Source organism: Arthrobacter sp. CP30 (assembly GCF_053470025.1).
Map to the genome: position 1 here is coordinate 78,779 of NZ_JBQEMM010000011.1, position 19,316 is coordinate 98,094.

A 19,316-nucleotide genomic window follows, 5' to 3' on the forward strand; every position below is an offset into this window, starting at 1 on the left:
GGCAGCCGGCGGGGGAACGTCATCCGATCGCAACGCAGTTCACATGGTGTTCACAGCCCGGCGTGGTGGTCCTCCGGCGTCGCCCATACTGGGACGGTGGCGAAGACCAGGGCGCAGATAGCACGCAAGCACGCGACCGGCACCCCTGTGCCGGAGGCTCCCCCGAGCGGCGGGAGCCGGAAGGACAACGGTTCGCTCGTCCTCGTCGCAGCCGCCGTGGCCTCCCTGTTCCTCTTCTGGTACCTCCACCTGCTCACGCTGGGCCAGATGACGCAGCTCTCCGACGGCCTCACGATGCCGGACATGCTCGTGGGTGGGTACGACGCGGCCTACGTGGAGCGCCTGCGCGGGTCGATGGATGACGACGCCCGGGGCCAGCTGAGCTACCTGCACAGGACGGCCGGCACGCTCTTCCCCCTGATCTTCGCGTTCGCCTGGCTCCTGCTCGTCCAGCTCAACGTCGGGCGGCGGTGGCTCCGGTGGCTGCTGTGGTCACCCGTGATCCTGTTCACCGTGGCCGACCTCTGGGAGAACATCGCGATCGACACGGTGCTGGCCCAGGCCGTCCCCGAACCCGCCGCCGTCGCACTGGCCTCGGTGCTGACGCTGTCCCGGTGGATCCTGCTGGCCGTCAGCCTCGTGGCGGGGGCGGCGGCGGTGTTCCTGCCGCGACGGCTGCGGGGTGTCTCCGGCGCGGACACGACCCCGCGGACCGGGTAAGCTGGGACCGCCGGATCGGTGCTCCACCGATCCCGCGCCTCTGTAGCTCAGTAGGATAGAGCGTCCCTCTCCTAAAGGGAAGGTCGTCGGTTCGATTCCGGCCAGGGGCACCACCACGACCGAGGACGGGCTTCCCTGCCCGTCCTCGCTCTGCGTCGAAGGGACCCGCGGTGCGCGTCACGCCCGTCATCACGGTCACGGCGCTCTGCCTCCTGGACGCCCACGGGCGCCTGCTGCTGGTCCGCAAGCGTGGGACCTCCGTGTTCATGCAGCCGGGCGGGAAACCCGAGCCGGAAGAGACGCCTGCCCGGACGGGCTCCCGTGAACTGCAGGAGGAACTGGGACTGACCGTGCGCCCGGAGGAGCTGACGCTGCTCGGCACCTGGTCGGGACCCGCCGCGAACGAGGCGGACACCCGCCTGATCGCCACGGTCTTCCTGTGCCCGCTGGCCGGCGAGCCGCGTCCGGCGGCCGAGATCGAGGAGCTGGACTGGCTCGACCTCGATGCAGCCGGACTCCGGGGCGACCTCGCCCCGCTGCTCACCGACTACGTGGTCCCCGCGCTGCTGGCACTGCGGGGATGACCGTCAGACGCCGGTGAGCGCCTCGGGCTCCTCCTCCGCGGCCATGTTCTTCTGCACGGCGAACTGCGTCCGGTGCAGCTCCTCGTACCGGCCTCCGTGCGCCAGCAGCTCGTCGTGCGAACCCCGCTCCACGATCGACCCGTCCTCGACCACGAGGATGAGGTCCGCGCTGCGGATCGTCGACAGCCGGTGCGCGATCACCATCGCGGTGCGCCCCTCGAGGGCCTCGCTGAGGGCGGCCTGCACTGCCGCCTCCGATGTCGAGTCGAGGGCCGCCGTCGCCTCGTCGAGGATGACGACGCGCGGTTGGGCGAGGAGCAGGCGGGCGATGGTCATGCGCTGGCGCTCACCACCGGACAGCCGGTAGCCGCGCTCCCCCACCATGGTGTCCAGCTGGTCGGGCAGGGATCGGATGAGCGGTTCGAGGCGGGCGCGGCGGACGGCGTCCCAGACCTCGCCCTCCGTGGCCTCGGGGCGTGCCAGGCGGAGATTGGACAGGATGGTCTCGTGGAAGAGGTGCCCGTCCTGCGTCACCATGCCGAGCGTGTGCCGCATGGACGCGAACGTCACGTCGCGCACGTCCGTGCCGCCGAGCCGCACGGCCCCGCTGTCGACGTCGTACAGGCGGGACAGGAGCTGCGCGATGGTCGACTTCCCTGCTCCCGAGGTGCCCACGAGGGCGACCGTCTGGCCGGGCTCGATGCGGAAGGAGATCCCGTGGAGCACCTCGTCCCCGCCGCGGGTGTCGAGTGTCGAGACCTCCTCGAGCGAGGCCAGCGACACCTTGTCCGCGGACGGGTAGGCGAAGCGGACGTCGTCGAACTCGACGGCGACCGGACCGGAGGGCACGGCGACGGCGTCGGCCTTCTCCTGGATCAGCGGCTCGAGGTCGAGGACCTCGAACACGCGCTCGAAACTGACGATGGCGCTCATGATCTCCACGCGGGCGTTCGCCAGGCTGGTGAGCGGCGCGTAGAGACGCGTCAGTAGGAGCGCGAGCGTGACGACCTCACCGGTGTCGAGCTGCCCCTGGAGGGCCAGGAAGCCGCCCAGACCGTAGACGAGCGCGAGCGCCAGGGCGGACACCAGCATGAGGGCCGTGAAGAACACGAACTGCAGCATCGCGGTCCGCACGCCGATGTCCCGCACGCGGGCCGCACGGACGCGGAACTCCTCGGCCTCCTCGTCCGGCCTGCCGAACAGCTTCACCAGGGTGGCGCCGGGGGCGGAGAAGCGCTCCGTCATCTGCGTGCTCATGGCCGAGTTGTGGTCCGCGGCCTCGCGCCGGAGGGCTGCGAGGCGACTGCCCATGCGACGCGCAGGGACGAGGAAGATGGGCAGCATGACGACGGCGAGCACCGTGACGAGCCAGGACGTGCTCAGCATCACCGCGAGCGTGAGGATCAACGCCACGAGGTTCGTCACCACACCGGACAGGGTCCCGCTGAACGCCTGCTGCGCGCCGATCACGTCGTTGTTCAGGCGGCTCACGAGGGCACCGGTGCGGGTGCGCGTGAAGAAGGCGATCGGCATCTTCTGCACATGGTTGAACACCGCTGTGCGGAGATCCAGGATGACGCCCTCCCCGATCCGGGACGAGTACCAGCGCGTGACGAGGGATACGGCGGCATCCGCCACGGCGACGATCGCGATGACGACGGCGAGCCACACCACGGTGCGGACCTCACCCTGCGCGACGATGACATCCACCACCTGCCCGGCGAGTACCGGCGTCGCGACGGCGAGGAAGGCCCCGGCGACCGACAGGACGATGAAGATGATCAGCTTCGAGCGGTAGGGCACGGCGAAGGTCAGGATGCGCCGGACCGACTCCTTCGAGAATCCGTGCCGGCCGTCCTTCGCCGTGGAGATCTTGTAGAGCGAGCTCCAGGCCGCGCCTTCCATGCTCATAGCCATTCCTTCCAAGGATGCCAGTCCCGGCTCCGGTCCCAGATTCCTGGACCCCCGCCGCAATACTTCGGAACAATAAGTGCGTGCCCCGGTGTTGACCCCAGTAGTGTTCGACTCCGGTCCCGGCCGGGTGGAGCGGACGTACGTAGGGTTCAAGCCTTCGTCGGTCCCCACCATTCCCTACCGCCGTGATCGCCTCACCAGATCGAAGGAATCCCATGAAGAACCGCCTGTCCGCCCTCGGCGCCGCTGCAGCGCTCACCCTCGCCCTCGCAGGATGCGGCTCGTCGTCGACCCCTGCATCCGACGGCGGGGCGAGCGAGTCCGCCGCGCCCTCCTCGCTGCAGGAGATCCAGGACTCCGGCGTCCTCACCGTCGGGACCGAGGGGACCTACCGGCCCTTCAGCTTCCACGAGGGCGGCAGCGGCGACCTCACGGGATACGACGTCGAGGTCATCACCGCCGTCGCGGAGAAGATGGGTGTGGAGGCCGAATTCCAGGAGACCCAGTGGGACGCGATCTTCGCGGGCCTCGAGGCGGGTCGCTTCGACGTCATCGCCAACCAGGTCTCCATCACGGACGAGCGCAAGGAGACCTACGACTTCTCCGAGCCCTACACGGTGAGCGCCGGCGTGATCGTCACGACCGCGGACAACGGCGACATCTCCTCCTTCGAGGACCTGGCCGGGAAGACCACCGCGCAGTCCCTGACGAGCAACTGGAACGACCTGGCGAAGGAGAGCGGCGCGAACGTGGAGCCCGTCGAAGGCTGGGCGCAGTCCATCACGCTCCTCGAGCAGGGCCGCGTGGATGCGACCATCAACGACGAGCTGACCTACCTGGACTACCAGAAGACCGACAGCAACGAGAACATCAAGATCGCGGCCACCACCGAGGAGACCTCGGAGAGCGCCGTAGCCGTCCGCAAGGGCAGCACCGAGCTCGTGGACGCGATCGATACCGCGCTCGAGGAGCTGCGCGCCGACGGCACACTCGCCGAGATCTCGGAGAAGTACTTCGGCTCCGACGTCAGCGAGTGATGCCGGCGCACGGCCCGTGGCGGCGATCGTCAGCGCGACGCGGAGGGGCTGACTGATGGACTGGGAGCTGCTGCGCACGTCCTTCTGGCCCATGCTCTCCGGCGGACTGACAGGCACGATCCCGCTGTCCCTCGCCTCGTTCGCGCTCGGGCTGGCGCTGGCCCTCGTCGTCGCCCTCATGCGGATCAGCGGGCAACCCGTCCTCTCGGCGATCGCCCGTTTCTACGTCTCGGTCATCCGTGGCACGCCGCTGCTGGTTCAGCTGTTCGTGATCTTCTACGGCCTGCCGTCCATCGGCCTGACGATCAACCCCTGGCCTAGTGCCATCATCGCCTTCTCGCTGAACGTCGCAGGCTATGCGGCGGAGATCGTGCGTGCCGCGATCCTCTCGGTGCCGAAGGGCCAGTGGGAGGCCGGACACACCATCGGGATGTCCCGGAGCCTGACCCTGCGGCGGATCATCCTGCCGCAGGCCGCGCGGGTCTCCGTGCCGCCGCTGTCCAACACGTTCATCAGCCTCGTCAAGGACACCTCCCTGGCCTCGCTGATCCTCGTGACGGAGCTGTTCCGCGAAGCCCAGCAGATCGCATCCTTCTCGCAGGAGTTCCTCCTGCTCTACATGGAGGCCGCAGCGATCTACTGGGTGTTCTGCCTCGTCCTGTCCAGCGGCCAGTCCGCCCTCGAGAAGAGATTGGACCGCTATGTCGCCCACTGATGCCCTGCTGACGGTCACCGGCCTGCAGAAGTCCTTCGGCGGCAACCAGGTGCTGAGGTCCATCGACCTCAGCCTGGCGGACGGGCAGGTGACAGCGCTCGTGGGACCGTCCGGGTCCGGCAAGACCACCGTGCTGCGGTGCCTCAACGGACTCGAGACGCCCGACGGCGGCACGGTCGCCTTCCGCGACGGGCCGTCGGTGGACTTCGGCGCGAAGATGTCACGGAAGGAGGCCCTCTCGCTCCGCGATCGCAGTGCCATGGTCTTCCAGACCTACAACCTCTTCCCGCACATGACGGTGCTCGAGAACATCATCGAGGGTCCGGTCCGGGTGCAGAAGCGTACCCGCAAGGACGCCGTCGCGGACGCCGAACGGCTCCTGGACCGCGTGGGCCTCGCCGACAAGCGGAACGACCATCCCTTCAACCTGTCCGGCGGACAGCAGCAGCGCGTCGGGATCGTCCGCGCCCTCGCCCTGCAGCCGGACCTGCTGCTCTTCGACGAGCCGACGTCCGCCCTGGACCCGGAGCTGGTGGGTGAGGTGCTGACGGTCATCAAGGAGCTCGCGGAGGAGAAGTGGACCATGGTGATCGTGACGCACGAGCTGGCCTTCGCCCGCGAGGTCGCGGACGAGGTGGTGTTCATGGACGGCGGCGTCGTCGTCGAGCACGGCCATCCCGACCAGGTGCTCCGCACCCCGCGTGAGGAACGGACGCGGCGCTTCGTGCAGCGCCTGCTGAACCCGTTCTAGGGGGCCGAGGCCGGCCTCCCCGCGGCGGGGCCGGCCGGATCCCTGCACGATGCCCTGCACCCGTCGGGCCGACACAGGCCCGTCGGGCGGCGGGCGGCCCGGTCAGGCCGCGATGCGGTCCGGGTGTGAGTAGCAGTTCAGCGACGTCCCGCGGCTGAAGCCCACGAGCGTCAGTCCGGCGTCGTCGGCCAGGTCCGCGGCGAGGGACGACGGCGCACTGACGGCCGCGAGCACCGGGATGCCCGCGAGCTGCGCCTTCTGGACGAGTTCGAAGGACGCCCGGCCCGAGACCTGCAGGACGGTGCCCCGCAGCGGCAGCATGCCTTCGCGGAGCGCCCAGCCCACCACCTTGTCGACGGCGTTGTGGCGTCCCACGTCCTCGCGCAGGCACAGGAGCTCGCCCTCGGCGGTGAAGAGTCCGGCGGCGTGCACGCCTCCTGTACGGTCGAACAGCTTCTGGTTCTCCCGCAGGCGGTCGGGCAGCGACGCGAGGATCCCGAGGTCTACGGGCGCGGTGTCCTCGTGCAGGTCGAACCGCGAGGACTTCCGGACGGCGTCGATCGACGCCGTCCCGCAGATGCCGCAGGAGCTGGAGGTGTAGACATGGCGTTCCATCGCCGTGTCCGGGAGCTCCACGCCGGGACGCAGCTGCGCCTCGACCACGTTGAAGGTCTGTCGGCCGTCGTCGTCCACGCCCGCGCAGTACCGCAGGCTGGGCAGCTGGCCCGGCTCCCAGACCACGCCCTCGGAGACCAGGAAGCCGGCCACGAGGTCGAAGTCGTCCCCCGGGGTCCGCATGGTGACGGTGAAGGCGCTGCCCCCGAGTCTGATCTCCAGGGGTTCCTCCCCGGCGAGGACATCCTCGCGGCGACCGGTCGGTGCCCCGATGCGGAACTTCGTGATGCGGCGGCGCTGTGTGACCCGGTTCATTCGGCTCTCCTTACCTCGGCCCTATGATGAGGTTAGTTGACCCCAGACACCACATGGTGTGTCGACGACGACACGAGGATGTGCACACGTGGCAACAAAGGCCCCGAAGGACAATATCGACGAGTCCCAGCTGACCGTGGGAGCTCGGAAGACGCGGGCGGTGGGACTGCCCGCCGTCATCAACTCCCTCAAGATCTCGATGGACCAGATGGGGCCGGTGCGCAGCGCGCAGACCCTTCTCGCGGTGAACCAGGTCAAGGGCTTCGACTGCATGGGCTGCGCCTGGCCGGAGGGCGACAAGCGGCACACCGCCGAGTTCTGCGAGAACGGGGCCAAGGCCGTCGCCGAGGAGGCGACGCGGCGCACCGTCCCGCCGACGTTCTTCGCCGAGCACTCCGTCGAGGACCTCATGACGCGGGACGACTACTGGCTCGGCCAGCAGGGGCGCCTCACGCACCCCATGCTGCTCGACGACGGCGGCACCCACTACCGCGCCGTGTCCTGGGACGAGGCGAACCAGGTCATCGTCGACGAGCTCGCGGCGCTCGACAGCCCGGACGAGGCCGTCTTCTACACCTCCGGACGTACCTCGAACGAGGCAGCCTTCGTGTACCAGTTGCTGGTCCGCGGCATCGGCACCAACAACCTGCCCGACTGCTCGAACATGTGCCACGAATCCTCGGGCTCCGCGCTCAACGAGACGCTCGGCGTCGGCAAGGGCACGGTGTCCCTGCTGGACCTCGACACGGCGCCGCTGATCATCATCGCCGGGCAGAATCCCGGCACCAACCACCCCCGCATGCTCACGTCGCTGGAGAAGGCCAAGAAGAACGGCGGGGCGATCGTCGCGATCAATCCCCTCCCCGAAGCCGGCCTGATGCGCTTCGAGAACCCCCAGAACCCCATGGGGCTGCTCGGCACGCGCTTCGGCGGCGGCACGGCCCTGGCGGACGACTTCCTGCAGATCCGCATCGGCGGCGACCAGGCGCTGTTCCGTGGCCTCGGCAAGCACCTCCTCGAGCGCGAGGAGGCGACCGGCACGGTGTTCGACCATGCCTTCATCGCCGAGCACACGCTGGGGCTGGAGGACTACCTGACAAGCCTCCGGGAGACCAGCTGGGAGGAGATCACGACGGCGAGCGGCATCTCCAGGGCCGAGATCACGAAGGTCGGCGACCGCATGATCGCCTCACCCGGCACCATCGTCTGCTGGGCCATGGGCCTGACACAGCACAAGCACTCGGTGTCCACGCTGCGCGACGTCGTCAACGTGCTGCTGCTGCAGGGCAACGTCGGCAAGCCCGGAGCCGGGGTCTGCCCGGTCCGCGGCCACTCCAACGTACAGGGCGACCGCACCATGGGGATCTTCGAGCGCATGCCCGAGGCGTTCCACGACGCCCTCGACAAGCGCTTCCACTTCGCCTCCCCGCGCCGGCACGGGTTCGACACCGTGGCCGCGATCCGGGCGATGCGCGACGGCAAGGCACGGGTCTTCATGGGCATGGGCGGCAACTTCGTCCGGGCGACCCCGGACACCAACGTCACGGAACAGGCGCTGCGGAACACACGGCTCACCGTGCAGGTCTCCACCAAGCTGAACCGCTCGCACCTCGTGACCGGCACCCGGGCCCTCATCCTCCCGGCTCTCGGCCGCACGGACCGGGACACCCAGTCGGGTGGCGACCAGCGGGTCACCGTCGAGGACTCCATGAGTGCGGTCCATGCGTCGACGGGCCGCCTGAAGCCCTCGAGTTCCGAGATGCGGTCGGAGATCGCCATCGTCTGCGAGTTGGGCGACCGCCTGTTCGCCCGCGAGGACAGCCCGTTCCGCGACAACGCCCCGCAGCTGGACTGGCAGGCCGCGCAGGCCGACTACCGCGTCATCCGGCAGCACATCAGCGCCGTGGTGCCCGGCTTCGACGACTTCGAGGACCGCATCGACAAGCCCGGTGGCTTCGTGCTGCCGAACGGTCCCCGCGACAGCCGCACCTTCACCACCGCCACGGGCAAGGCCAACTTCACCGCGAACCTGCTGGAGTACCCGAAGGTACCCGCGGGCAGGCTCATCCTGCAGACGCTGCGCTCGCACGACCAGTACAACACCACGATCTACGGCAAGGACGACCGCTACCGCGGCATCCACAACGGGCGCCGCGTCGTGTTCCTGAGCCCACAGGACATCGCGGAGGCCGGGCTCGACGACGGCGACATGGTGCACCTCGTCTCCGAGTGGTCGGACGGCGTGGAAAGGCGTGCGGAGGACTTCCGCGTGGTGGCCTACTCGACGCCGAAGGGGTGCGCGGCGGCGTACTATCCGGAGACGAACGTCCTCGTCCCGCTGGACTCGACCGCGGATATCAGCGGGACGCCGACGTCCAAATCCGTGATCATCCGGGTCGAGAAGCCCGCCTGACGGGCGGGTCGGACCGGGGCGGGCGGCCCCGGTCCGACCTCGTCCCGGCCTGACCGCCGCGGCCCCGGTCCGGCCTCAGGCCAGCCAGGGCAGGGACAGGGCGGGGACGGCGTCGCCCGCCGAGCAACCCTCCGCAGGCACCACGAGGACGCCGTCGGCCGCGGCGAGTCCGCGCAGCATGCCCGAGCGCTGGTGTGTGCTCGGCACCGCGCGGCCGCCCTCGAGCCGGTACGGCACGAGGCGGCTCCTGCCCCGCAGGGGTCCGAAGGCGTCGGCACTGGTCACCGTGACCGGCTCTTCCAGGGGCGAGCCCCGCAGGCCTGCGAGCAACGGTCCGGCCACGGTGAGCATGGCCATCATCGCGGCGAGCGGATTGCCCGGCAGCCCCACGAGGAAACGGCCGTCCGGCAGGCGTGCGAGGAGCGTCGGGTGGCCTGGACGCATCGCGATGCCGTCGATGATCAGCTCGGCGCCCAGCTCGGTGAGGGCACGGCGGATGTGGTCCGCGGAGGAGCTCCCGGTCCCACCGGTGGTGATGAGTACGTCCCCGGAAGCACGTGCGAGGGAGAACTCGTCGGTCGCCTCGGCGCTGATGGCGGCGATGACGTCGTCGAGGTCGTCCTTCGCGCGGCCCGCCACGTCGACATGGCCGCCCAGCATCGCGACGAAGCCGGGCAGCTGGGGCCCGAAGGTGTCGCGTACCTGTCCGGCGTGCGGCAGGCCGTGCTCGATGACCTCATCGCCCGTCATGAGCAGGGACACCCGCGGCGCCCGGAGCACCGCGAGCGTGTCATGCCCGCACACCGCGGCGAGGGCGATCTGCGCCGGGTTGAGGACCACCCCCGCGGGGATGGCCTCGGAGCCCGCCTCGGCCTCCTCCCCCGCCGGCCGGACGTGCTCGTACTGCGAGGGCTCGTCGGCACGCGCGGCCTCGTTGCGGTCCAGGACGTCACCGCGGATGGATCCGTGCTCCGTGCGGAGGATACCCCGCGCGTTCTGCGGCACCACACCCCCCGTCAGGATGAAGGTCGCCTCGCCCGGCGCCAGGGACACCTCCCCGGAATCCGCGTGCGGTGCGGGCCTGCCGCGGGGGTGCTCCTCGGGAACCGCGTGGCTGACCAGCGTCCAGGGGGCGTCGCCGTTCACGGCCCAGCCGTCCATGGCGGAGGACGCGTAGTGCGGGATGGCCTGGAGCGCATGGACGGGTTCGGCCAGCGTCTGCCCGAGGGCGTCCGCGAGGGGGACCGTCTGGAACGGCAGCGGCATCCCGGCACCGTGCGCCAGGTGACGTGCCTCCGTCCAGTCGACGTCGTGTGCTCCGGCGGCCTCGCTCATGCGGTCCCGCCGTCCGCAGCCGCATCCGTGCAGAGCGAGTCGGCCACCGCCATCGCGGAGCTGATGGCCAGCTGCTCCTCGGCCTGCCCGCTCCCCACGGCCAGGCCTGCTGCGTACCCCACCACGAAGGTCGTCAACGGAGCTGCGGGACGGACCACGCCGTGGGCCGCCTTGCCGGCGAGCTCCAGGACGGCGTCGATGTCGACGTGCGTCCCCTCGATCTCGAACGCGGCGAGCAGCGTCTCCGTCCATTCCTGCAGCAGTCTCTGGCGATCGTCCATCAGCCCTCCGGGCGGTTCAGGGGACATCGACGCCCAGCGCTCGTGCATCACTCCAGGTGTCGACGTCGTGCGTCGTGCCCGGCGGAACCGGGACCGGTCTGGTCCTCACACTAGCAAGGAGGCTGCGCATCGAGAGATCCTGCGCAGTTCCGTGCGCCAGCACGCCGTCGATCGCTGCCGCAAGGTCCGCGCTCCGGTAGACGGCGGCGAGCGGCTGGTCGCGGCCGCCGTCGAGCGCGACGAGGGAAGCTTGCCCGTCTTCTGCCCGTGCCTCGGCCAGCAGGATCGTGAGGAGGTCCGCGACCCTCGGCATGTCACACGCGACGACGACGCACCAGGGCGCTCGCGGTGCCCGCCACGAGGTGAAACCGGCCACGAGGCCCGCGGCCGGCCCCGCGAAGGGCGGATCCTCCCGGACGATGGTCGGCGCACCGGCCAGGGTACCGGGCTCCCTGTCCGGGCCGACGACGACCAGGCGGTCCGCGTCGACCAGCGCCGAGCAGGTGTGCTCGAGCAGGGTCCGGCCGCCCAGGAGCAGTCCGGCCTTCGCCACGCCGCCCAGGCGGGAGGACCTGCCGCCGGCGAGGACGATCGCGTCGAACCGCACGGGAGCGGGCGTCATGCGGCCCGCTGGGACAGGAACTCGTTCCACTGCGGGGCCGGCTTCTCCAGCTCGCGGATCTGCCACTGCGGCCCCCGCGGCGGGAGGGGGACGATCCGCAGGCTCCAGCCCAGGCTGGAGAGGGTCTTGTCACCCTTGGCGTTGTTGCAGGTGAGGCAGCAGGCCACGAGGTTCTCCCACGTGTCCTGGCCCCCGCGCGAGCGCGGCATCACGTGGTCTATCGTCGATGCCGGCCGCGCGCAGTAGGCGCAGAGATGGTTGTCGCGACGGAGGACCCCTCGCCGCGTGGCCGAGACGTCGTACCGGTACGGGACCTTCACGTATCGGTTCAGGAGGATCACGGAGGGCCGTCCGAGGATCTCCGTGGGGCCCACGATCGGCTCGTCGTCCTCGGCCACCACGCTGGCCTTCCCCGTGAGCACGAGCACCAGCGCCCGGCGGAAGGTGACCACCGCCAGTGGTTCATACCCTGCATTCAGAACAAGAGTGCGCATGGCACGTTCCTCTTTGCTGACCTGTTCCCCGCAACCGGGTGCCATCCCGTGGTACGGGAGAAGAGCTTCGGATTGACACTGCAAGGGTAAGCCGGGCGCAGGACGGGGGCTAATCGGCGCCGATCGGGACGTGACGTGTCGCGAGCTGGTGGTTCCGGCACTCCTGTGCCGGATGCACGGAAGGACCGGCGCTATGCGCCGGTCCTTCCGTCCTGCTCGGTGGGCGATCAGCCGCCGACGCGGATGTACACGCCGCCCGAGCCGAGCTCGGCGGGCGCGATCACCGTGGTGTTGCCGTTGAATCCGCCGTGGACGGCCTGACCGCCACCGATGTACACGGCGATGTGGGCCATGCCCATGCCGCCGTCGGCGTAGTAGATGAGGTCACCCGGGATGGCCTCGCCGGCACTGACCGTGCGGCCGAGGGACAGGTACCCGGCCGGCCAGCCGTGGAAGTTGATGCCGGCGGCGGCGAGGGCATTGCTCGCCAGGCGGGTGCAGTCCTGCATGACGCCGAGCTGGCCCTTCGCAGCTTCCGCGATGGTCGCGGCGACACCGGAGGACACCGCGGGTGCCGGAGCGGGGGCGGTGACGGGCGCCGGTGCCGGTGCCGCGACGGGAGCCGGGGCGACGGCGGGAGCGGCGACGGCCGCAGCCTGGGGAGCCTGCGCAACGGCCGCCGGGGCGGCGACGGCGGGGGCGGCGGGAGCTGCCGCGGCGACCGGTGCTGCCTCGACGACGGGAGCGGTCTCGACGACGGGGACGGCGACCTCCTCGACGACGGGAGCCACGACGACGGGGGCCTTCGGGGTCTTGACGACAGGCTTGGCCTTGACCTTGACCGGCGTCATGTTGAAGGACACGACGGACGAGTTCGAGGCGACGACGGCCGCGCGAACCGACGAGACCGAGACGTTGGAGGTGGCTACCTCACGCTGCGGCTGCAGGTCGGCGGCGTTGGCCGCGACACCGCTGGTGAGGACGAGGCCGGAGGCCGCGACGATGACGGCGGCCTGGCGGCCGATGCCGCCGGCGTTGGTGGTGACTGCTGCGGCGAGGGCGGAGAAGCCGGCAGTGGTCTGCGCTTCTGAGCGGTGGCGGGCGATCGTGGTGCGTGAAGTCATAAGGGATTCTCCGTGTGTGGTGATCAGCGGACGCGGACGAAGCTTGCGCCGGGAAGGTCTGACAGGTTGTGGATGTCGGTGTTCATGCCGTTGAGGCCACCGCTGATGACCTGGCCGTTGCCGACGTAGATCGCGACATGGCCGCCGGTGATGACGAGATCGCCCGCGGCGGGCGTGCCGACGACGTCACCGAACTGGAAGAACTGGCCCGGGGCCAGGTCTCCGACGGACTTGCCGACGGAGCGCAGGGCGGTCTCGACCATGGCGGTGCAGTCCTGCGCGACGCCGATCTGGCCGTAGGCGGAGGCCACGAGTCCGGCGGCGACACCGGATGACGGAGCGGACTGCTCCACGGGGGCTGCGGGCGCCGGAGCGGCAGGAGCAGGTGCGGCGGCTGCAGGCGCTGCGGCGACCGGGGCGCTGGGCGCGGCAACCGGCGCGGCGACGGCGGCCACGGGTGCTGCTGCGACCGGAACCTCCACAGCGGGAACGACCGGTGCTGGTGCCTCGACGGCGGCGACGGGTGCGGGGGCCGCGACGACGGCGACGGGTGCGGGGGCCGCGACGACGGGGGCTTCCTCGACGACGGGGGCTTCCTCGACGGACTCGGGGGCGGGGGTGACCTCGACGGCGACCCGCTCGAACGTGACCTTCGCCGTGGCCGGGACCGTGACCTCGGCGGAGACGACGCGGCTGATGGTCAGGGCTGCGGAGGACTGGACCTCACGGTCCGCGGTGGTGACGCCGTGGGCCGGCAGGCCGGCCGTGAGGACCAGGCCCGAGGCGGCGACGATGACGGCTGCCTGGCGGCCGACGGAACCGGCGTTGGATGCGACTGCTGTCGACAGGGTGGTCAGCGGGCTGACCGTTTTGGGCGCGCGGTGGCGGCCCAGCGAAGAGCTGGTGGACACGGTGGATTGCCTCTCCCAACGCCTGCGAGGTGAGCTGTCGGATTCGGATGGGAGTCACCCGGCCGCTGCGTGAGCAAGCGACTTAACCCCAAGGATTTCTGTGCAGAAACCCGAAATTGGTTCCCCCGCCTCTGCCATGCGATGGTGCGGACGGACCTCCGGCAATGGCAGAGCTAGGCGATTTGCAGGAGGGTGCCGGATCTAGAGCGAATTTGGCACGAGATGAAGGCTACAACAGAAAGCACCCTATGTCACGTTCCGGTCACGGAACGGTATGTTCTTGGTGACGGCGACCATCCGAGGCGCGCCCGGGCGCGAAGAAATCGCCGTGCCGGCGCCGTGACGGTCCGGGGCCAAGCACCGTCAGGGACCCGCGGTGGAGCCGTCAGGGACCGGTGGTGGAGCCGTCAGGCGGCGACGGACACGAAGACGTGCGACGCGACCTCGGGGGGCAGCTCGAGGGCTCCCTCGACGCCCGGGACACGCACGGAGACGTACCCGCCCACGGACTCCAGCGCGAGGTCCGCACCGGGGCGCAAGCCGCCCTCGTCCAGCTGGGTGAGGAGTTCGGGATCGACCTGGATGGGCTCGGCGAGACGGACGAGCGTCACCCGCTTGTCGGGTGAGTAGGTACCCATGGCCGAGAGCAGGGTGACGACGCCGTCCGTGAACAGCTCCGACCGGATGCCGCCGATGGCCTCGAGACCGGGGATCGGATTGCCGTACGGCGACTCCGAGGGCTGGCCGAGCAGTTCGTACAGCCGCCGCTCGACACGCTCGCTCATGACATGCTCCCAGCGGCAGGCCTCGTCATGGACGTACGCCCAGTCGAGGCCGATCACGTCGCTGAGCAGGCGCTCGGCCAGGCGGTGCTTCCGCATCACGCCGGTGGCCCGATGCCGCCCGAGTTCGGTGAGTTCGAGGTGGCGGTCACCGGAGACGACCACGAGGCCGTCGCGCTCCATCCGCCCGATGGTCTGGGAGACGGTCGGACCGGAGTGGCGCAGCCGTTCGGCGATCCTCGCACGGAGCGCCACGATGTTCTCCTCCTCGAGCTCGAGAATGGTCCGCAGATACATCTCGGTGGTGTCGATGAGGTCCGTCATGCGGGTCAGCTCCTTGGTGCGGTGCGGGTGCGCGGCTGGAATGCCTCACGCGGGTGGGGCACCGCGGCCGCCACAGCCGGTTCCGCCCCATGCCTCCCAAGGTTAACCCATGCGACCGCTCCGGTGATTCCCGCCGAGGGGGTCCCCGGCGGGCGCGGAGGGGCCCCGGGCATCTGTTCACAAATGGAGGGCCACCCGCTGCTGGGGCAGAATGAGGGCGATACCCCCGCCGATCAGCTGGAGCACCCCATGAGCGAAGCGCCCCGCATCCCCGACCACCTCCTGCCCGCCGACGGCCGCTTCGGTGCCGGTCCGTCGAAGGTGCGGAGCGGCCAGATCGATGCGCTCGTCGCCGCCGGACCAACGCTCCTCGGCACCTCGCACCGCCAGGCGCCGGTGCGCGACCTGGTCGGGCGTGTGCGCGAAGGACTGTCCTCCTTCTTCGGCGCCCCGGACGGCTACGAAGTGGTCCTCGGCGTCGGCGGTTCGACGGCGTTCTGGGACGTGGCGACGTTCGGCCTGGTCGACGCGAGGGCCCAGCACCTCTCCTTCGGGGAATTCGGGTCGAAGTTCGCCTCGGCCACCACCCGGGCACCGTTCCTGCAGGAATCGAGTGTCATCACGTCCGCGCCGGGCAGCCGTCCCGATCCCGTGGCCGAGGCCGGCGTGGACACCTACGCGTGGCCGCAGAACGAGACCTCCACGGGCGTGGCCGCACCCGTCCGCCGGGTGGCGGGAGCGGACGACAGCGCACTCGTGGTCGTCGACGCAACGTCCGCGGCCGGGGGGCTCGACGTCGACGTCTCGCAGGCGGACGTCTACTACTTCGCCCCGCAGAAGAACTTCGCCTCGGACGGCGGACTCTGGCTCGGGCTCTTCTCCCCCGCCGCCCTGGAGCGCGCCGCACGCATCGCGGCGGGCGACCGCTGGGTCCCGGACTTCCTGAACCTGCAGACGGCCATCGACAACTCGCGGCTGAACCAGACGTACAACACGCCGTCCCTCTCGACCCTCGTGACGCTCGACGCCCAGGTGGCCTGGCTGAACGGCCAGGGCGGCCTGCCCTTCGCTGCGGCCCGCACCGCGGACTCAGCCGGCCGGCTCTACGCCTGGGCAGAGGCCTCCCCGATCGCCGAGCCCTATGTCGCCCGGGCCGAAGACCGCTCGAACGTCATCGTGACCGTGGACTTCGACGACGCGGTCGATGCGTCGAGGATCGCAGCGATCCTCCGCGCCAACGGCGTCGTCGACGTCGAGCCCTACCGGAAGCTGGGCCGGAACCAGCTGCGCATCGCCACCTTCGTCTCGATCGAGCCCGACGACGTCTCCGCGCTGATCGCGTGCATCGACCACGTCGTGGAGCACCTCCTCTAGACCGGCAGGACCGCCTCTCCAGCCGTCGTGGAGCACCTCCTCCGGACCGCCGGTGCCGCGCCTCCGGCAGCTGCCGGACGAAGCATGCAGGACACTGGCGGGAACTCTCCGCCTACGCCCCGGAGTCCGCAGCGCCCGCCTCGTGGTCGAGACGCAGGCGCCGGGGTGCCGAGCGGTCGTACCGCAACCGCACCTCGTGGTAGCGCCAGGCCCAGAAGATGCCCACCCCGGCGGCCAACAGGCCGGATGCAGCGGCCACGCCGAGGCTCCAGCGGGGCCCGAACATGTCGGACACCCAGCCGACCACGGGCGCCCCGAGCGGCGTGCCACCGAGGAAGATCGCGAAGTACAGGGCCATGACGCGCCCCCGCATGCCGGGGTCCGTGGTCGTCTGGACATAGGCGTTGGCACTGGTCATCAGGGTCAGCGCGAACAGTCCCACCGGCACCAGTGCCAGCCCGAAGAGCCAGAGGTTCGGGGCCAGGGCCGCCAGCACGCAGGCCAGGCCGAAGGCCGCAGAGGCCCCGAAGACGAACCTGAGCCGCGGCCGTTCCCGCCGGGCGGAGAGCAGGGCGCCGGCCACCGAACCGACGGCCATCACCGACGAGAGGACCCCGAACACACCGGCGTCCTGCCCGAATTCGGTCCTCGCCATCGCTGCGATGAACACGGCGAAATTGAGCCCGAAGGTGCCGACGATGAAGATCGCCAGCATCACGATCATCAGGTCCGGGCGGCGCCGCACATAACGGAAGCCCTCGCGGATCCGGCCCTTGCCGGGCGCCTGCCGCGGCTGGCTGTTGAGCTCGGAGGCGCGCATCACCAGGAGGACGTAGACCATCGCTCCGAACGTCAGGGCGTTGATCATGAAGACCCAGCCCGGTCCGACCCCCGCCGTGAGCAGCCCGGCGACGGCGGGGCCGATGAGGCGGGCGCCGTTGAAGGATGCGCTGTTGAGGGCGACGGCGTTCGGGAGGTAGTCGTCACGCACCAGGTCCGAGACGAACGCCTGCCGTGCGGGGGCGTCGAAGGCGGAGACGACGCCGAGCGCCAGCGCGAACGCGTACACGTGCCAGAGGACGGCGACGTCGAGGAGGACCATGAGGCCGAGCCCGATGCCGAGCAGCGCCATGGCGATCTGCGTGGTGGCGAGGAGCTTCCTGCGGTCGACGGTATCGGCGATCAGTCCGGCCCACGGCGCGATGACGAGCTGCGGCCCCAGCTGGAGGGCCATCACGATCCCGAGCGCCGAGGCGTTCTGCGGTGTGAGGATGTCGTAGACCAGCCAGTCCTGGGCGGTCCGCTGCATCCAGGTACCGATGTTGGAGATCAGCGCGCCGATGAACCAGAGCCTGTAGTTGTGGATGCCGAGCGAGCGGAAGGTGCTCATGCTCCTTCCTCCCCGCCCCGGCGACCCACGGCGGTCACTCGTCGTCGGGCTGTCCCGTGGAGGCGGCGGATCCGTCCTCCGTGGCCGAGGGTTCTCCGGCTGCGGTGTCGGTCGGTGCGGGTCCCACCCCGGAGACGACGTCGTCGTCCCCGCGCTGGGCCGACGGCGCAGGACCCGATGCACCAGGGGCCCCGCCCGCGGAATCCTCCGCTGCCCCGTCCGTACCGGCTACGCCCTCCAGCGGCGCCGCGTTGGGAGCTGCTCCCTCCGGCAGGCCGGCGTCATCCGTCGCGGAATCCTCCGGACGCACGCGCTCGGACCAGGGCAGCCACTCGGGCGCCACGAGCGACGCCGCGGACGGCAGCAGGCCCACCTCGCACACGGTGACGTCCTTGCTCCTCGCCACGCGTGCCACACTCGCGTACCACTGCCACCCGCCGTATCCCGGCATGAACGCCTCGAAGCGGTGGGTGACGAGGCGCTCGCCCTCGATCACGGCGGACACGTGCCGGCCGATCTGGGACTCCGGGGCCACCTCGAGCACAGCCGCACGGGCACGCTCGACCGCGGCCTCGAGCACGGCGTCGGACTTCGGGATGCGACGAGATGCACGCGGCTTCTTCGGCGCCTCCACGGGCACCTGGAGGACGGCGTCGCCGTCGTCGGGCATCGTGGTGTCGCCGGCGGTGTCCGGGTTGGTCGTGGTCATGGTCGAAGCCTACGCGTCGAGGTCGTCGGCCACCGCTCGGAGAACCGCGGCCACCTTCGTCGCGTGGGCCCTCTCCGGGTAGCGCCCCTTGCGGAGTCCGTTGGACACGGCGTCGAGCAGCTTGATGAGGTCCTCGGTGATGACCGCCATGTCATCCGCGCTCTTGCGGGTCGCCTTCACGACGGACGGGGCCTGCTCCAGGATCCGAGCGGAGAGCGCCTGCAGTCCGCGGCGGCCGTCGGCGACGCCGAACTCGAGCTTGGTGCCGACCTTCACCTCGCTGACGCCGGCGGGCAGGGCCGAGGCGTGCAGGAATACTTCCTTGCCGTCATCCGTGGCCACGAAACCGAAGCCCTTGTCCACGTCGAACCACTTGACTTTGCCGATGGGCACGTCGTCTACCTCTTCTTAGCTGAACCGGGCGGCCAGCGCCTGCGGTGGTGGTCCCGGGTCCGTGCACCGCCTGGTGCCGGGGCGGGCTGCCGCCGCCGGGGAAGTCTGTGTCTCCTAGGATATAGCTTCTCCGGCAGCTCCCCGGCCGTGGTTCTTGTAGTCTTGGACGGCTATGATCCCTGATGAACCAGCCCAGGACGCCCCCGCGCGGCGGTCGGTCGGCGTCCCTGCCGAGCGCGACGGCGAGGTTCCCGGCGGACCCGCGGGTCGTGGACGACTGGTCCTCTCCGTGGCCGCCGTCGCCTGCGCCGTGATCGGCCTCATCGCGCTCGCGGCGATCCTCCTCACCGCCTTCCTCGGCGGGACGGTATGGCCCGGCTTCGTCCTGGCGTCCTACTTCTGCCTTCCCATCGCGTTCCTCCTCATGGCCACCCTCGTGGTGCTGTCCGCCCTGGCGCGGCGCCGGTCCTGACGCCGGCTCCGGCGCCGGTCCCCCTCACGGCGTCCTGCACG

General features: G+C 70.4%; 20 protein-coding genes, 1 tRNA gene and 1 riboswitch. Of the genes, 9 read left to right on the plus strand and 12 right to left on the minus strand.

What is annotated here, in order from left to right; translation table 11 throughout:
* Nucleotides 1–96 precede the first annotated feature (96 nt).
* The 3 genes from ACTIMO_RS14105 to ACTIMO_RS14115 all read left to right on the plus strand — a co-directional run bounded on the left by ACTIMO_RS14105 (nucleotide 97) and on the right by ACTIMO_RS14115 (nucleotide 1,304).
* Nucleotides 97–720: a hypothetical protein gene (locus ACTIMO_RS14105; protein WP_448182797.1), complete on the plus strand. Its 624-nt coding sequence runs from the start codon at nucleotides 97–99 to the stop codon at nucleotides 718–720.
* Nucleotides 721–756: 36 nt separating this feature from the next.
* Nucleotides 757–833 (plus strand) — tRNA-Arg (locus ACTIMO_RS14110).
* A 57-nt stretch (nucleotides 834–890) separates the two neighbouring features.
* On the plus strand, nucleotides 891–1,304 hold the full coding sequence (locus ACTIMO_RS14115; RefSeq protein WP_448182798.1) for an NUDIX hydrolase: 414 nt from the start codon (nucleotides 891–893) through the stop codon (nucleotides 1,302–1,304).
* Nucleotides 1,305–1,307: 3 nt separating this feature from the next.
* Here the strand turns inward: ACTIMO_RS14115 and ACTIMO_RS14120 are convergent, their stop codons facing one another.
* On the minus strand, nucleotides 1,308–3,215 hold the full coding sequence (locus ACTIMO_RS14120) for an ABC transporter ATP-binding protein (protein WP_448182799.1): 1,908 nt from the start codon (nucleotides 3,213–3,215) through the stop codon (nucleotides 1,308–1,310).
* 218 nt (nucleotides 3,216–3,433) lie between these two features.
* Between ACTIMO_RS14120 and ACTIMO_RS14125 the strand changes: the two genes are divergently transcribed.
* Genes ACTIMO_RS14125 through ACTIMO_RS14135 form a run of 3 tightly spaced genes read left to right on the plus strand, consistent with a single transcriptional unit; the run spans nucleotide 3,434 to nucleotide 5,721 of the window.
* Complete coding sequence (locus ACTIMO_RS14125; RefSeq protein ID WP_448182800.1) at nucleotides 3,434–4,255, plus strand: amino acid ABC transporter substrate-binding protein; 822 nt, start codon at nucleotides 3,434–3,436, stop codon at nucleotides 4,253–4,255.
* A 55-nt stretch (nucleotides 4,256–4,310) separates the two neighbouring features.
* Nucleotides 4,311–4,970 (plus strand): amino acid ABC transporter permease, encoded by a 660-nt coding sequence (locus ACTIMO_RS14130; RefSeq protein WP_448182801.1) that lies wholly within the window; start codon nucleotides 4,311–4,313, stop codon nucleotides 4,968–4,970.
* Nucleotides 4,957–5,721 carry an amino acid ABC transporter ATP-binding protein gene (locus tag ACTIMO_RS14135; protein ID WP_448182802.1) on the plus strand — a complete coding sequence of 255 codons (765 nt, stop codon included), beginning with the start codon at nucleotides 4,957–4,959 and terminating at the stop codon, nucleotides 5,719–5,721. The genes ACTIMO_RS14130 and ACTIMO_RS14135 overlap by 14 nt, the downstream gene beginning before the upstream one ends.
* 102 nt (nucleotides 5,722–5,823) lie before the next feature.
* Here ACTIMO_RS14135 and fdhD read toward each other — a convergent pair whose 3' ends face one another.
* Nucleotides 5,824–6,651 (minus strand): formate dehydrogenase accessory sulfurtransferase FdhD, encoded by an 828-nt coding sequence (gene fdhD / locus ACTIMO_RS14140; protein ID WP_152816832.1) that lies wholly within the window; start codon nucleotides 6,649–6,651, stop codon nucleotides 5,824–5,826.
* A gap of 88 nt (nucleotides 6,652–6,739) precedes the next feature.
* Here fdhD and ACTIMO_RS14145 point away from each other — a divergent pair, with 88 nt between their 5' ends.
* Nucleotides 6,740–9,064 carry an FdhF/YdeP family oxidoreductase gene (locus ACTIMO_RS14145; RefSeq protein ID WP_448182803.1) on the plus strand — a complete coding sequence of 775 codons (2,325 nt, stop codon included), beginning with the start codon at nucleotides 6,740–6,742 and terminating at the stop codon, nucleotides 9,062–9,064.
* A 75-nt stretch (nucleotides 9,065–9,139) separates the two neighbouring features.
* On the opposite strand, the gene ACTIMO_RS14150 is transcribed toward ACTIMO_RS14145, so the two are convergent.
* The 7 genes from ACTIMO_RS14150 to ACTIMO_RS14180 all read right to left on the minus strand — a co-directional run bounded on the left by ACTIMO_RS14150 (nucleotide 9,140) and on the right by ACTIMO_RS14180 (nucleotide 14,937).
* Entirely contained in the window at nucleotides 9,140–10,399 is a 1,260-nt protein-coding gene (locus ACTIMO_RS14150; protein ID WP_448182804.1) for a molybdopterin molybdotransferase MoeA, read from the minus strand.
* Complete coding sequence (locus tag ACTIMO_RS14155; protein WP_055769533.1) at nucleotides 10,396–10,680, minus strand: DUF6457 domain-containing protein; 285 nt, start codon at nucleotides 10,678–10,680, stop codon at nucleotides 10,396–10,398. Before ACTIMO_RS14155 ends, ACTIMO_RS14150 begins: the two co-directional genes overlap by 4 nt.
* Nucleotides 10,681–10,696: 16 nt before the next feature.
* The gene (gene mobA, locus ACTIMO_RS14160; protein WP_448182805.1) at nucleotides 10,697–11,302 is read right to left on the minus strand and encodes a molybdenum cofactor guanylyltransferase; all 606 of its coding nucleotides are present in this window, start codon (nucleotides 11,300–11,302) and stop codon (nucleotides 10,697–10,699) included.
* Entirely contained in the window at nucleotides 11,299–11,796 is a 498-nt protein-coding gene (locus tag ACTIMO_RS14165; protein ID WP_055769529.1) for an HNH endonuclease, read from the minus strand. Before ACTIMO_RS14165 ends, mobA begins: the two co-directional genes overlap by 4 nt.
* A gap of 227 nt (nucleotides 11,797–12,023) precedes the next feature.
* A complete protein-coding gene (locus ACTIMO_RS14170; protein WP_448182806.1) occupies nucleotides 12,024–12,920 on the minus strand; it encodes an NlpC/P60 family protein in 897 nt (298 codons plus the stop codon).
* Between the two features lie 23 nt (nucleotides 12,921–12,943).
* Nucleotides 12,944–13,831 (minus strand): NlpC/P60 family protein, encoded by an 888-nt coding sequence (locus ACTIMO_RS14175; RefSeq protein ID WP_448182807.1) that lies wholly within the window; start codon nucleotides 13,829–13,831, stop codon nucleotides 12,944–12,946.
* 5 nt (nucleotides 13,832–13,836) lie between these two features.
* Nucleotides 13,837–14,005, minus strand: a riboswitch (cyclic di-AMP (ydaO/yuaA leader).
* Nucleotides 14,006–14,238: 233 nt separating this feature from the next.
* Complete coding sequence (locus ACTIMO_RS14180; RefSeq protein WP_055769523.1) at nucleotides 14,239–14,937, minus strand: metal-dependent transcriptional regulator; 699 nt, start codon at nucleotides 14,935–14,937, stop codon at nucleotides 14,239–14,241.
* Nucleotides 14,938–15,186: 249 nt separating this feature from the next.
* On the opposite strand from ACTIMO_RS14180, the gene serC reads away from it, so the two are divergent.
* Entirely contained in the window at nucleotides 15,187–16,311 is a 1,125-nt protein-coding gene (serC, locus tag ACTIMO_RS14185; protein WP_448182808.1) for a phosphoserine transaminase, read from the plus strand.
* Nucleotides 16,312–16,423: 112 nt separating this feature from the next.
* On the opposite strand, the gene ACTIMO_RS14190 is transcribed toward serC, so the two are convergent.
* The 3 genes from ACTIMO_RS14190 to ACTIMO_RS14200 are packed head-to-tail and all read right to left on the minus strand — an operon-like array spanning nucleotide 16,424 to nucleotide 18,803.
* Nucleotides 16,424–17,701, minus strand: a complete 1,278-nt coding sequence (locus tag ACTIMO_RS14190; protein WP_422391241.1) for an MFS transporter — start codon at nucleotides 17,699–17,701, stop codon at nucleotides 16,424–16,426.
* 34 nt (nucleotides 17,702–17,735) lie between these two features.
* Complete coding sequence (locus ACTIMO_RS14195; protein ID WP_448182809.1) at nucleotides 17,736–18,410, minus strand: DUF3027 domain-containing protein; 675 nt, start codon at nucleotides 18,408–18,410, stop codon at nucleotides 17,736–17,738.
* A 9-nt stretch (nucleotides 18,411–18,419) separates the two neighbouring features.
* Nucleotides 18,420–18,803, minus strand: a complete 384-nt coding sequence (locus ACTIMO_RS14200) for a cold-shock protein (protein ID WP_448182810.1) — start codon at nucleotides 18,801–18,803, stop codon at nucleotides 18,420–18,422.
* 172 nt (nucleotides 18,804–18,975) lie between these two features.
* Between ACTIMO_RS14200 and ACTIMO_RS14205 the strand changes: the two genes are divergently transcribed.
* On the plus strand, nucleotides 18,976–19,275 hold the full coding sequence (locus ACTIMO_RS14205) for a hypothetical protein (RefSeq protein ID WP_055769515.1): 300 nt from the start codon (nucleotides 18,976–18,978) through the stop codon (nucleotides 19,273–19,275).
* The last annotated feature ends 41 nt before the right edge of the window (nucleotides 19,276–19,316 follow it).

Coding starts and splice junctions, on each gene's coding strand:
- ACTIMO_RS14120 (WP_448182799.1), bottom strand. CDS start 3,215: ATGAGCATGGAAGGCGCGGCCTGGAGCTCGCTCTACAAGATCTCCACG.
- ACTIMO_RS14125 (WP_448182800.1), top strand. CDS start 3,434: ATGAAGAACCGCCTGTCCGCCCTCGGCGCCGCTGCAGCGCTCACCCTC.
- ACTIMO_RS14130 (WP_448182801.1), top strand. CDS start 4,311: ATGGACTGGGAGCTGCTGCGCACGTCCTTCTGGCCCATGCTCTCCGGC.
- ACTIMO_RS14135 (WP_448182802.1), top strand. CDS start 4,957: ATGTCGCCCACTGATGCCCTGCTGACGGTCACCGGCCTGCAGAAGTCC.
- fdhD (WP_152816832.1), bottom strand. CDS start 6,651: ATGAACCGGGTCACACAGCGCCGCCGCATCACGAAGTTCCGCATCGGG.
- ACTIMO_RS14150 (WP_448182804.1), bottom strand. CDS start 10,399: ATGAGCGAGGCCGCCGGAGCACACGACGTCGACTGGACGGAGGCACGT.
- ACTIMO_RS14155 (WP_055769533.1), bottom strand. CDS start 10,680: ATGGACGATCGCCAGAGACTGCTGCAGGAATGGACGGAGACGCTGCTC.
- mobA (WP_448182805.1), bottom strand. CDS start 11,302: ATGACGCCCGCTCCCGTGCGGTTCGACGCGATCGTCCTCGCCGGCGGC.
- ACTIMO_RS14165 (WP_055769529.1), bottom strand. CDS start 11,796: ATGCGCACTCTTGTTCTGAATGCAGGGTATGAACCACTGGCGGTGGTC.
- ACTIMO_RS14170 (WP_448182806.1), bottom strand. CDS start 12,920: ATGACTTCACGCACCACGATCGCCCGCCACCGCTCAGAAGCGCAGACC.
- ACTIMO_RS14180 (WP_055769523.1), bottom strand. CDS start 14,937: ATGACGGACCTCATCGACACCACCGAGATGTATCTGCGGACCATTCTC.
- serC (WP_448182808.1), top strand. CDS start 15,187: ATGAGCGAAGCGCCCCGCATCCCCGACCACCTCCTGCCCGCCGACGGC.
- ACTIMO_RS14190 (WP_422391241.1), bottom strand. CDS start 17,701: ATGAGCACCTTCCGCTCGCTCGGCATCCACAACTACAGGCTCTGGTTC.
- ACTIMO_RS14195 (WP_448182809.1), bottom strand. CDS start 18,410: ATGACCACGACCAACCCGGACACCGCCGGCGACACCACGATGCCCGAC.
- ACTIMO_RS14205 (WP_055769515.1), top strand. CDS start 18,976: ATGATCCCTGATGAACCAGCCCAGGACGCCCCCGCGCGGCGGTCGGTC.